General features: G+C 55.6%; 12 protein-coding genes and 2 pseudogenes. 5 read left to right on the forward strand and 9 right to left on the reverse strand.

From position 1 onward, the window contains the following. Positions 1–442 precede the first annotated feature (442 nt). From ACFQH2_RS19530 to ACFQH2_RS19540, 3 genes and pseudogenes are all read right to left on the reverse strand, one after another. On the reverse strand, positions 443–1,795 hold the full coding sequence (locus tag ACFQH2_RS19530) for a DUF790 family protein (RefSeq protein WP_377050868.1): 1,353 nt from the start codon (positions 1,793–1,795) through the stop codon (positions 443–445). Continuing rightward, a pseudogene (locus ACFQH2_RS19535) lies at positions 1,782–3,186 on the reverse strand (DEAD/DEAH box helicase family protein). Before ACFQH2_RS19535 ends, ACFQH2_RS19530 begins: the two are co-directional and overlap by 14 nt. A gap of 70 nt (positions 3,187–3,256) precedes the next feature. After that, positions 3,257–3,610 (reverse strand): hypothetical protein, encoded by a 354-nt coding sequence (locus tag ACFQH2_RS19540; RefSeq protein WP_377050864.1) that lies wholly within the window; start codon positions 3,608–3,610, stop codon positions 3,257–3,259. A gap of 61 nt (positions 3,611–3,671) precedes the next feature. On the opposite strand from ACFQH2_RS19540, the gene ACFQH2_RS19545 reads away from it, so the two are divergent. After that, positions 3,672–4,532, forward strand: a complete 861-nt coding sequence (locus ACFQH2_RS19545) for a hypothetical protein (RefSeq protein WP_377050862.1) — start codon at positions 3,672–3,674, stop codon at positions 4,530–4,532. Positions 4,533–4,580: 48 nt separating this feature from the next. Here ACFQH2_RS19545 and ACFQH2_RS19550 read toward each other — a convergent pair whose 3' ends face one another. Next, on the reverse strand, positions 4,581–5,558 hold the full coding sequence (locus ACFQH2_RS19550; RefSeq protein WP_377050860.1) for an IS1595 family transposase: 978 nt from the start codon (positions 5,556–5,558) through the stop codon (positions 4,581–4,583). Positions 5,559–5,705: 147 nt separating this feature from the next. Here ACFQH2_RS19550 and ACFQH2_RS19555 point away from each other — a divergent pair, with 147 nt between their 5' ends. After that, complete coding sequence (locus ACFQH2_RS19555; RefSeq protein ID WP_377077196.1) at positions 5,706–6,632, forward strand: helix-turn-helix transcriptional regulator; 927 nt, start codon at positions 5,706–5,708, stop codon at positions 6,630–6,632. Between the two features lie 27 nt (positions 6,633–6,659). After that, a pseudogene (locus ACFQH2_RS19560) lies at positions 6,660–6,830 on the forward strand (IS5/IS1182 family transposase); the annotation flags it as partial. Between the two features lie 87 nt (positions 6,831–6,917). On the opposite strand, the gene ACFQH2_RS19565 reads toward ACFQH2_RS19560, so the two are convergent. The 3 genes from ACFQH2_RS19565 to ACFQH2_RS19575 all read right to left on the reverse strand — a co-directional run bounded on the left by ACFQH2_RS19565 (position 6,918) and on the right by ACFQH2_RS19575 (position 8,864). Further along, entirely contained in the window at positions 6,918–7,424 is a 507-nt protein-coding gene (locus ACFQH2_RS19565) for a hypothetical protein (RefSeq protein ID WP_377077198.1), read from the reverse strand. Positions 7,425–7,534: 110 nt separating this feature from the next. After that, positions 7,535–7,882, reverse strand: coding sequence for a hypothetical protein (locus ACFQH2_RS19570; RefSeq protein WP_377077200.1), 348 nt, complete (start codon positions 7,880–7,882; stop codon positions 7,535–7,537). Between the two features lie 493 nt (positions 7,883–8,375). Then, a complete protein-coding gene (locus ACFQH2_RS19575; protein ID WP_377077202.1) occupies positions 8,376–8,864 on the reverse strand; it encodes a hypothetical protein in 489 nt (162 codons plus the stop codon). Between the two features lie 440 nt (positions 8,865–9,304). Here ACFQH2_RS19575 and ACFQH2_RS19580 point away from each other — a divergent pair, with 440 nt between their 5' ends. Together ACFQH2_RS19580 and ACFQH2_RS19585 are read left to right on the forward strand one after the other, a co-directional pair. Further along, positions 9,305–9,448: a hypothetical protein gene (locus ACFQH2_RS19580; RefSeq protein ID WP_377077204.1), complete on the forward strand. Its 144-nt coding sequence runs from the start codon at positions 9,305–9,307 to the stop codon at positions 9,446–9,448. 311 nt (positions 9,449–9,759) lie between these two features. Then, the gene (locus tag ACFQH2_RS19585) at positions 9,760–10,014 is read left to right on the forward strand and encodes a hypothetical protein (protein WP_377077206.1); all 255 of its coding nucleotides are present in this window, start codon (positions 9,760–9,762) and stop codon (positions 10,012–10,014) included. A 149-nt stretch (positions 10,015–10,163) separates the two neighbouring features. Here ACFQH2_RS19585 and ACFQH2_RS19590 read toward each other — a convergent pair whose 3' ends face one another. Then, complete coding sequence (locus tag ACFQH2_RS19590) at positions 10,164–11,276, reverse strand: hypothetical protein (protein WP_377077207.1); 1,113 nt, start codon at positions 11,274–11,276, stop codon at positions 10,164–10,166. After that, on the reverse strand, positions 11,266–11,853 hold the full coding sequence (locus tag ACFQH2_RS19595; protein WP_377077209.1) for a hypothetical protein: 588 nt from the start codon (positions 11,851–11,853) through the stop codon (positions 11,266–11,268). Before ACFQH2_RS19595 ends, ACFQH2_RS19590 begins: the two co-directional genes overlap by 11 nt. Positions 11,854–11,879 lie beyond the last annotated feature (26 nt).

Below are 11,879 nucleotides of genomic sequence, written 5' to 3' on the forward strand. Positions count from 1 at the left end.
GTTGTGTAGCGGTAGCGAGCCTCTCTTGGAGCTGTTCCATCTCAATCGGGTGAGCTGGGAGCGAGGAAATTGGTGTGTCCAGATTGGGCATACTTCACCCTGTAGTTCCTGAGTACAAACCGTTGAGGGACAGGTATCGGTGATTGAGGCGAACGAACCATCTCACAATCCACAGCTACTGTGGCTGAACGGGCTCTTCGCATTCTGAAGCATTCCGCAAACACTCGTGCCTCCCCCTCAGCTTCGTATTCGACGAGGAGAGCTCCTCAAAAATAGCCGACCCGCAGAACGGACACGTACCAAGTTCCGAGGCTGTGTTTGACATAGGGGTGGGAAGAGGAACTTGGAGCGTGTGACAAGATTCCAAGTTCCATTTGAGTGTTCACACTGAACGTTTAAATCTCTCAGGAGAGCACGGTGAAAGTGATAGAGGACCCCGACATTATTCTGACGCTGAGACTTCAACAGCGTAGTTCTCTGCTAACTCGACCACATCGTAGACGTGAATCCCCGATTTGAACCACAAGACACGGCCATCCATCCCCGCAAAATCCCCTGGCGAGCAGTCCAACCGCTCTGAGACCGCGACAATAAGGTTGTCCTGCTCAGCTTCTCGTATCTTGTGCAGTTTCTCATCGAGATATTCGGGCGTCCAAAACCCCACGATCTCGAACACGACTCGTCGTCCGTCTGGGTGTTCAATGGCGAAATCAGGGAGCATCACCTCCGCCCCCAAGTCCAGCACATCGTCCTCTCGTACCAACTCCCAGTCAGTGTTCGACCGGTCCCATTTTTGTGCGAGCGTCCGTTCGACATCAGAATCGAAGTCACCCTGAGCAGAGTAATGTGAAGAGAGGTCATCAGTGTGGTCAAGCTCAAACGAGAGTGTTGGACGGGATGACCCGCTTTCGTCATCAAGAATATCGGCTTCCATCTCCCAGCGGTCGCACAGGGGGAGAGCGGGCAGGAAGTTCGCCATACGAATGCCGTACTTCCGTGATTTCGAGAACAGGGAAGCTGCCCCATCCAGAATCGCCTCATATCCGTCAGCAACGTCGGAACTTGAGACACGATTCCCGTTGTTGTCGATTGGATAGATACGGTGCATCAGCCCGAACAGTTTGACATAGCTGAACACCGTTCCGAATGAGTCCCAGACTCGTATCCGCATCTCAGTGGCATCGTACAGCACCGTCTGTGCTAGTGCAAGATTATACCGTGTGAGAAGCCAATCGACGGTGATCGTATCTTCAGCGTAGGATTCCTCGCTATCACCCGTGAGTCGTGTCGTAGTAGATGAGTCGTCCGTATCGTCATATTCATCGGAAACACCGCGTCCGAATCGCACGAGTCGTTTGTTCTCCTCCAGATCAGCATACATCCCTCGATAGCACTCTTCGAGCGTGATGTCCAACTGGTCAGTAACCGAGCTGTACACCTCCAACTTTTGCGTGTCTTCGCCAAGTGTTGGTTGGCGGACAATCGGATACGACTCGTTCGCCTTCTCAAAGAGGCGTTGCCGAATATCTCGTGGCTCAACTGCAGCAATCGTCTCGAACTCACACTCGTCTTTGAGCAGTTTCGCCAACCCCTGTACGATTTTGTAGTCCGTGTCTGCGATAGTGAGTTGGTCAATAGTGTCTTCAAGTTCGCCCTTTGGTTCGCCGAGATGCTCTTCGAATATCTGGATAAGTTCGTCAGCGGTGTCTCGATACCGCTGGTCGTCGGTGTCGATGAACAGCGGGGAGATGGTATCCTCGTACGTGCGTGAGCGTGCGATGTCAGCTGTCAGCACTTGTATTCACCCCTGTCGTCGCCGTTCAGAGACGTAGGTCTCCATCGTGTCTTCGGTGATAATCTCGTAGAGACGGGCTGGCTGGCGGTCATCTGTTGGACGCAGAATCCGTCCCAGCCGTTGGGCGTACTGCCGTTTCGACGCACTCCCCGAGAGGATGATACCAACATTCGCAGATGGCACGTCAATCCCTTCGTCCAGTACTTGCGAGGTAGCAAGCATCGAGTACTCCCCCGTCCGAAACCGCTCCAAAATCTCCGTGCGTTCCTCGGTGCCAGTCTGATGCGTGATACAGGGGATGACGAACTCTTGAGAGATCTCGTAGGCGAACTCGTTGTTCGCAGTAAAGATGATGGTTCGGTCGTCGTAATGGCGTTTAAGAAGGTTATCGAGCGTATCGAGTTTCTTCTCGGCTGTGCGGGCGATGTTCTCTGCTCGTTGCTTGGCGATGAGGGCTCTCCGTCCCTGCGGATCGTAGGATGTTCGCTTGAGAAACTCCTGATACCCGTCTTCCTTCCAGAGGTCAAAATCGTGGTTGTCCACGTAGTCACGGTAGATCTGGTACTCCTCGTTGTATTGTTCCTGTTCATCGGAAGCTAGCTCTACGCTGAGATGGATTGTCTCGTACTCACTTAGATACTCGCCTGCAAGCTCGTCCACTGCTTCTCGATAAACGACTGTACCAAGCAGATCCTCCAGTTCGTCGTGTTTGCCGTCAGCACGCTCATACGTGGCTGTGAGTCCGAGTCGGTATGGAGCAATGGTCATCTCGGGGATTTGCTGGTAGGTCGGGGCAGGGAGATGATGTACTTCGTCCACGACGAGAAGCCCGAACTGGTCGCCGTACTCGTTGATGTAGCGGTAGGCAGAATCGTAGGTCGTCACGGTAATATCCGTCACGTTGTGGCCGCCCCCACCGAGGACGCCGACGCCGTCTGGAAGTTGGTTGCCAAAGGCATTCGTGAGCGTTGCGTGCCATTGATTCATCAGATCAATAGTCGGCACGACGATGAGGGTGCTGACACCTGCATCGGCAATCGATTGGACGGCGAGGAACGTCTTTCCACTCCCAGTCGGTAGAACGACGCTTCCCTGACGGTCGTTGTCCTGCCACGCCGAGAGGGCTTCCTGCTGATAGTCTCGTGGTTCGATAGCGACAGACGGCGTGAGGTAGAACTCGGAGTAGGCACGGGCGTCGTCTTCGGTCAGCCACAGTCGCTGTGGATTCTTCAAGCGTTGCCTGCCCATCGGGTTCTGTCGCCCACTCGAATGTCACGGTAATGCTGTGCCCGTGCCCGATACTCATCGACACGGTCGTCCCACTCGGCATACGGGACAGTCTCGGAGGCGTCTTCGAGCAGGAGTGTGCCATCATCAAACAAGAGACGCATTCAGTCTCACCTACGGTAGGCGAGCTACTTGTCCTTGCTGGAGGAAACAGAACGCACGGGTGAGCTATACCTAAAGGCCATCAGCGATTGACCGAAGCTCGCTCTTTGTCGGCTGTCTTCCGATCTCGACCCCGTGGTCACCAACCCAGAACCGAAACTGCTGGTGGTCAACATCGAAGTGCAGTCCACAGGAGACATCTGGGTCTGCCTGTTTGTACTCGGACTCACTCACATTCTCACCATCTTGGAGTGTCTCAAGGAGGTATTCGGCGACGTGTGGGCGTTGCTTCATTACCAAGATGTGGTCAGATGCAACGTACTTCAGTACCTCTCCACCAGTTCCGTACCCATCACCGACGATGTAGAACTCACCGCTGAACTCGTACGACTGTACAGTAATACTGAGAGCATACGTTTCTGTCATACGCTATCGTCATCGTTCTGTGGCACAAACGTTACGGCTCCAGTTGCTGTACCCAAGGGTAATGACACCAGATCGCCGACCTGATGAGGTTGAGCTGGAGGGGCTCGAACAACAGTTAGCAGATGCTGATAACGGAGACGTAACCGCACTCACACAAGCGGTCGCAATCTACGAAGCACGATTGGCGTCAGTACATGAAGCGGATGAATCCGACCGCTACCGAGGTATCTCCAGAGCATATAGGGGGCAACTCATTACCGTATTGGACGACGTGACACAGTCCGAAGGCTGGGAGTTTCTTGCAGATTTTCTCGATGCATACCATCCAGAGATAGCAGACGAGTTCCCGCACGTGACGACCATACTGCAGAACGTGACAGGTCGTTACCTCATTCGTACTCGACTGTCAGACGGTGTGGAGGCAATTCCAGTCGAAGCGTTGGAGTATTTTAGCTCGATTCTCGACCGACTCGATGGAGAAGGATACGACTACATCCTCGAAGGGATGCACCCGTACGGATGGGGGATTGGACATCCCAACCACTCGGTTGCCGAGGACATCCATCAACACGCCTCCACGGACATCTTCGTCGTAAATGCAATGCTCGAACACGCATTCTACGCAGACCAACACTTGGCTATGGACTTGCTGGAGCGAATCGCACGTGATGACTCGATTCAAGAGCGTATCACATATTCTCGTGGGCAAATATCCGAAACACGAAATCTCTTAGATGCACCCGCTGGAGCTGTGAGTGATTTCTCGCCGACCATCCCACGGTACTGGGACTGGAATGACGAGGTGGACTATCAGTTTGAACTGGACGACGACGTTGAGCAACGGATCCGAGATCTCGTAGCTGAGGAGAGAATTGATGACGGCCTGGCCAGTGACTGGGAAATTGATGACTTGACGCTCTGATTCGAAATCAAAAACCGTGCCACAACTGTGAGTGAGACCTTCTCGCTCTTATGTAGAATTGCGGAAAACCCCGATAACGAGACAATCAACGATTGACTCGACGGATTCACCCGCTATGTTGAATGAGCGAACGATTCCGAAGGTGTGAGCGGCCTGTTCCAAGCCCTGCTTGGACAGGCCGCGGAACTTCCGCAACCACGGCTGAACAAGCGAAAACAGGCACTCAGCTTGGTTGATATGAACGCCTTCTGGCGATACATACCTCTCTTTGTGGATGACCGTTCGGTGGTCAAAGTCCATCTGTCGGTACGCCTGGAGTCCGTCGGTCCAGACCTCTCTCAGCGGCTGGGAGAGGTCTTTAGCCTCCTGTATCACCGGTTCAAGATCGCTGCTGTAGTCGATCCCAAGTTGGCCGCGAATCACGCGAAGCGAGTCGCGGCACACCGCGACGAGCGTTATTTGATCACCGTGGCGGCCTCGCCAACGAGATCGACCAGTTTGGGACGAGCCGCCGCGAGAACGGCTGTTCCGCGGCGGCTCTTGGCCTTTGTAGCCCGAACAGACCTCGCCAGATTCGTCGACTTGCGTCGGTCCGTCGATGGTTTGATCGAGGAGGCTCCAGACGACGGGGAAGCCGCGCTGAACCGCGGCTTCCACGTCTCGAATGGCTGTGTAGACGGTTCTATAGGCTCGACCGAGAAACGGCGCGATCTGGTTGATACTGAGCAACGTATCGGCGTACAGCGTGAACGCGAGAAGCACCTCCCCGCAGGCGAGGTGTTTCTCGTGGAACGGCGTTCCGTAGGTGAAAACCGGCTTAAAATTGCAGTTACGGCACCAGATTCGGTCGATACTCTTCCAGGTCACGATGCTCTGGTGGCCGCACCGTGGACAGGACGTATTCTCCCAGAATTCCTTGAGTCGCCGCTCGATGCGGACATCGAGCGGCTCCGTGTCGATCTCGACAACGCCCAGCTCGATCAGCTCTCGAAACATCGCTCCGAACGCTGGCTGAGCAGAAGACATATTGCCAGATTAGCGCCGGCTCAGTGTAACAATACGGTCTTTCCGCAGCTTTGCATAAGAGCGAGACGGTGGGGACGGTTCTCGCGATTGCTGGCTGTAACACTACTCGAAACTTCTTTATACACAAGTTTCGTACTATGTTACACCGTGCTCCGGCGCATCGAACTCGAGGTCCTCGCCACGGTCGACCGCGGCGACACGATCTCCGAACTCGCGACGAAGCTCGACCACAGCGAGAGCTACCTCTCTCGTGCCGTCGCCGACCTCGTTGAGAAAGGGCTCATCTACACGGAACGCGACGGGCGGCGAAAACGAGTCGTCCCGTCGGATGCTCGCGCCGTCGAACTCTATCGGGACCTCGTCCGCCAGCACTCCCACATCGAGTTCCCCGAGCTACTGACCGGCAAGTCACTCGAGGTGCTGTACTACCTCGACCAGCCGCGAACCGTCTCCGAGATCGCCGACCGGAGCGACAACTACCGCAACACGGTCAACCGCATCCTCAAGCGGTTTCGCGACCGTGGGCTTGTCGGGACGGCCGACGGCCGCTACGAGTTCAATGCCGACTTCGACCGCCTACACGCGTTCGCCCGTGAACTCGCACACCATCTGCATCGCCAACGCCTCGAAGCCGTTGCCCCGAAGGGCACGATTCTCTGGGAGGACTACGACGAATTCCTCCTCCAGGCCGAGATGGAGATCGACGCGGAGGCGTTCCACGAAACCGGCCTTGCTCGATTCGCGGCCTATGACCTCCAGCTCCTGCTCACCGGCCACCGCTACTACGTCTACTCCGAAGACCTCGACGCAGTCTCGCCGGCGGAGCTCTGCTGTCACACGCTACTGATCGACGACGGCAGCCGCCACCGCTCGTACTGTCTCCTCCTGCTCAGCCACGTCGACGTCGACGAGGAGGATCTCCGAAAGCAGGCGGCGAAGTATGGCCTCGAAGACGAAATCGACGCCTTGCTCCGCTACCTCGAGACGTACGGCGAGGTCGACGACGACCGGCTCCCGGAGTGGGACAAGTTCCAGGAGTTGGCGGCTGACTACGAGGTGCCACTACCACAATGAGACCAACATTCGGCCGCGAGTACATCGAGAACGAATTCCAGCGAATCGGTCAAGGGCTGCGGCCTCGGGCGAACGCACGCCCGAGGCTGCGTCCATGCACGAGCGCAGGTGTTCCTCGCGCTGTGTCTGCGTCTCGTCGTCGCAATCACCAACTACGAACGAGGAGACAATCCGGGAAGCACGATCATCACGGTGTGAGAAGAGTTCTATGACACCCTCTACTTACGCTACAAGTCCGGCTCAAAGTGACCGCCTTCTGTTATAGGAAGGCTCAGCCGATAGACTCTATCCCTTTACTTCACTGAGTGGAATTGTCTCACTGAAATCTTTGGATTCAACGAACTCTTTGAACTGATCAACGTCGCTCATCCCTTCAGCAACCTCTCGGAGTTTTTCCATAGCTTTCTTACGAGATGTATTCCCGCAGTAGCACGTCTCTCCACAGTCAACACATATCGACTCGTAATATCCATCGTAGACGTGTATTCGGACCCGATCTGCCAGCGTCCGCCCCTGGCACTTCTCAGGGCATTTGAACGGGTAGGAGCGAATCGCCACGCGATCATCTCCTGCCCAGTCTACTTCTTGAAAGACAGTTTCACACTCGTCACATCGAAAGCTTCCAGATGAAGTTATCGAAAATGGCCCCATCATAATCTGGCAAGTCGGGCAGTAGAGTCGGTTGAACGCCGCCAACTGTTCTTGTGAAATACTCGGGTCAAAGAAGTCAAAGAGATAGTCCTCCAGATCGACCGTTTCGTTACCAATTTGTACTATTTCCATGACTAGCATTCTATACAGGAACAGTTGTCACGTATAAGGGCTTGGGAAACATACTGATAGTCCGAAGTCACTCCGATCAGGAGGAATCGGACGAGAAATTCCTATGTCAATATCTGTTGTTACTTTTCAAACCTGCCGATCGACTTCTGGACCACCAATACACTGTGGTCAATACCCATGATACCTCCCTGCCAGAGGGCGTGGTTTTCCCCGTTGATCGTCACCTGTGCGAGGAACCCATTGCCATCGTAGATGTTCTCATAATCGACATCATAACCGAGTTCCCGGAGAAGGAGGACATACTCATCAAGCATATATGTATCACCACGAGAGACGCGAGGAACAGCATCAGTGATGACATCCTGAAACTCAATTCGCAGTTCGTCCAAGGGGGCGTCTTCATGACTGACCACCCCCTTGTTCGATAGATGATTGGACCGCAAATTGAGCAGATAGATGTTGTACACATATCATAGCGAATTTTACTAATATGATAGTCGTATTAAGGCTTCGTCAGATCTCCCATCAGTTCGTTCCCAAGACTCCTGCCTTCGATACTACCAGGAGCACATTCACCGTCTCTGAAAATCAGATACCGGCTGTCCAGATTAAAGGCTTCGGTAGTAGCCGGAATGCGCGGGAGATCACGGCCGTCAATATTCGGAATCTCGCTGGAACGGAGTACAACCATGTAAAGACCCCTCCTAGATAATCCATGTCTGACGAAGCCTCTTACATACCCCTGAGAAAGTTGAGAGTATGAAGCTCTCAGATCTCCCTGATCTCCCTATCGGTTGCACTGAACTCGCTGCGACGACGCCACCAGACTCAGATGCAGCGCTCAAGAACCACTACGAAGATCTCCCTGGGCTAGATTACGAACGCTTCGATCTTTTCCGAGAAATCGCTCGACCCGCCCGCCCCCAACAGCCAGGCGACCCCGTTCTGGGCCTTGGAAACCTACTTCGACAGCAAGCCAACGGACAATTGGCTATCCACCCTCGAGTCGCGCACGTTGTCCCGGTCAAGGCGCTTGACCCTCTCATCACGGCGATCGTCCCTACAGCAGATGTCCTTGACCTCCGGAACTGTTACCAGTTCGCTCATGCGCTGTTGGAGTGTCAAGGCGATGACGCCACCGTCGAAGCTCTCTACCCACCGGAGTATCCCATTCAGATTGCGGATATCGTCCGGGGCCTCCGAGGACAAGGAATACTGACATCTGTCCCACGTCCGGGGCAGCCGTTGACTCGCCGCGACGAACTCGAAGCAGCGGCCAGCAAGATGCAAGATGAGGACGAGGGACAGCTTCCATCTCACATGGTTGTCCTCCACCAACACGAGGATGAGTTCGAACCGACCTTCTACCTCGCCGAACCATCTCATCCTCCTGCTGGCCCGGCAAGGCCATATCTCGAAGCTGTCTGTACCGACCTCTTCGAACAGCACGAGATATCTCTCGACGTTGAATCACTCCCTCGCTAACAAAATTTCTAAAGCAGACAGCGAGAGTTCCACGGGTAATTCTATAGAGTGCAGGCAGAGTACCACGGGTCACCTGACCCGTGGGTGAATGCCGTCGACTCGATGGGCAATCCACGTTGGGCTGGTGCGTGGTTTTATTATGCATCATTCCATTGGTTTAGTTAGGAACACACCGTTAACAACCTCTCAAAATCTACGCACTGAAACATGGTAAGGCGTGGTGCGACGGGTGGTGTCGAGCCATCGTAAAGTGGCTGGCCTTCACGGACATGAACGACATGTTCGGGTGTTATTGGTTCCACGCGAGCCACAAGGCGAGCGCGAAGGGAATTAAAGATTCACACGCTTTACCGTCCGATTCTGGACGTGACGTGCCTCTGCGAACGCCACGGGTCACCCGACCCGTGGTACTTTACCACTCGTATGTACCGGTTCTCGACGACTACGACGTCGTCGAATGGGACAGCGACCCCTGCGTTCTCCGCTGGGGGCTGCCGGCATCGGCACTCGTGAACATCATTCGTAACATCGAAGAGCGTACAGAGTAATCGCCGGACTGCGGCGGGTGGTACTGTCCGTTCCTTGGCAAACCCTTAAAGGGCCGTGATGGTATTATCGTGTCGCCGATGCCCCCACAATCACCAACCTGCAAGTCGGCGACGTCGTCTTCGTCGCCTGGATCGACTTGAGCGGAGAATGTCAAGCTGAGCGAGTTCGTGTACAGTATACCCACCAGTCCCACGAAGGCGGTTATTTCGTCGATGTATCGACCGGCTCGGAGCGGTTCCAAATCGTCCAAGCGCCGCACTCTCCGTGTTTTGCCATCGCCAGTGACAGCGCTCCGGACGACCGGCCCGTGATGGACGCAGACGGCAATATCTTTGGTCGCCCCATACTCGGCATTGCACGGGACGCTGGCCCGTTTCTGTTGCATGTTCTGTTTCGTGTCTTGGAAATGGGATATTCGCCCGCCGATGCCTTGGATCTGATCGCGCTGGAATTCGAACTCTACCCGGCAGCCCCGTACGCGGCGCTCCGCGGTGTCCCTGAGGAAGATCTGTGCGCCCACGTCGACGATCTGATCTCGGATATGGCCCCGTCGACCGGTCTCTGACTTCTGTCGCCAACTCGCAATTGGTGGAGCAGACTGTGCTACGCGGATACCGCAAACACGGCGACGAGTGTCCGTGTTCAACAGTTACGTTCAAAACTGCTGGATTCAAGCTCGATAACCAATACAGGTTCGACTCAATCTACTCTGTTTTAGCTCAGCCGTGAGAGCGCCCATCCCGCTCGTTCGCGTACTGTCTCATCCAAATCGTTCTCTTTCACCTCTTCAAGCGCCTCGATAGGTACGCTCACGTTCGCATTCCCGATCAGCGTGCACACATTTGTCCGGACTTCCGGGCTCGAATCCTGTAACGCAGCCGCTAACTGGTCCTGCTGGGCTCGAATCGCGGCCGGATCCGCTTCACCTGCTCGCTGGAGTGCTATCGACGCGTTCACACGCGCCTGAATATTGTTATCGTCGAGCCGCGCAGCGATCCGGTCCGCGTACTCAATCACGACTCCGGGATGTTCCTGCGCGAGATCGCCAAGCAAACCCACCGCATTATTCCGAACACGTTTCGCAGAAGCGTCCAGTACCGTCACTAACTCGTCCGTAATGGGTTCTGCGGCGTCCGGATAGTTCGACGCGATCTTCCCGAGCGCCGCTAACGCATTCGTCTGCACCGTCTCATCCTCACTCTGCATTGCTTCAACCAAGGCGTCAATCGCGGGGAACACTTCTTCAGGATACGCTTCCGCAACGCAGGAGAGTGCGTACACCGCGTAGCTCTGTGTTGCCTCCGTCTCAGCCGTCGCCGCCGCTTCCAAAGCAGGCACTGCGTCGAGAACGCTCGCCGAGTCAGCCTCCGCTAACTCCATCAAGCAGCGCGTCGCAGCTGCCTGGTACATCGAGTCCTGACTCGCGTATACCGCCAGATCACCAACGTGTTCTTTCAGCACCGCTGGGTCGTCCACCGCGGCTTCGTGTAGTGCTTGGAGCGCCGCTCGGTCAAGCGCGGACGGCTCGTCGCCCAGTAACGCGAACGTCGCATTGACAGCGACCTCGCGGGCGTCCTCACGGTGTTTCACTGCGGCCATCACCAGGCGGAGTGCTTCACGGCGGTCCACATTCGCCGCGTCCGCTGCCGCATCAGACAGCATCGTTTGGAGCGTATCTTCGTCCACCGACGCAGGATCCTCTTCGACCTGTTTTCGAACCGCCGCGAACGCAGCTTCCGCCAACGGGTCCGCGAGGCGCTCGTACGAGACAGGATGTAACGCCGCAATCTCGGGGAGCCGAACGGAGAACTTCTCGTCACCTCCCACGGTTTCTGAACCAGAACGCTGGCGGCCCCTTCAACGGGGTCATCGATGGGCGATCCGACTCAAAATGCGTGACCAGATGCGTCTTCTGTTCGTCGTCCGCTCGGTGTGTGAGCTCGAACACGTATCTCTCTTCGAGGACGTCTCGAACTGCGTCACCGGATTCAAATCCGCCATCCGGGCTCAAATCAGTCGAGGACGGTGTTGACAGCCCGAGTTCCCCTTCCCGAACATACTCAACGAAGTCCCACGCATGGTAGTGCTCCCAGCCATCAACGTGTCCCAAATCGAGATCATCGACCACGATATACCCCTCAGCACCCGGGAACAACTCCGCGAGAATCCGAAGCCGTTCTTCACGTTCAGGCCACCACTCGTAATACCCGAACTCGTCTTGGTCACCGAGCGCATCAATATGCCCGTCACGGCGCCGAATCGACTCCACCGTCCCCGGAATGTCTGCTTCGTCAACGAGGTCCTGATTCCCAATCGCCCACACCTCGTGGCCAGCCTCGTGCGCCCAGTACTGCACCCACTCCAGCGGCACCGCTTCCCGCTGGGGATGGGGATTCACGTCCACCGTCCAATCCCGGTCGAATGCCAACG

Source organism: Natronoarchaeum sp. GCM10025703 (assembly GCF_042661985.1).
Taxonomy (GTDB): domain Archaea; phylum Halobacteriota; class Halobacteria; order Halobacteriales; family Natronoarchaeaceae; genus Natranaeroarchaeum.

Coding starts and splice junctions, on each gene's coding strand:
- ACFQH2_RS19540 (WP_377050864.1), bottom strand. CDS start 3,610: ATGACAGAAACGTATGCTCTCAGTATTACTGTACAGTCGTACGAGTTC.
- ACFQH2_RS19545 (WP_377050862.1), top strand. CDS start 3,672: ATGACACCAGATCGCCGACCTGATGAGGTTGAGCTGGAGGGGCTCGAA.
- ACFQH2_RS19550 (WP_377050860.1), bottom strand. CDS start 5,558: ATGTCTTCTGCTCAGCCAGCGTTCGGAGCGATGTTTCGAGAGCTGATC.
- ACFQH2_RS19565 (WP_377077198.1), bottom strand. CDS start 7,424: ATGCTAGTCATGGAAATAGTACAAATTGGTAACGAAACGGTCGATCTG.
- ACFQH2_RS19585 (WP_377077206.1), top strand. CDS start 9,760: ATGGACGCAGACGGCAATATCTTTGGTCGCCCCATACTCGGCATTGCA.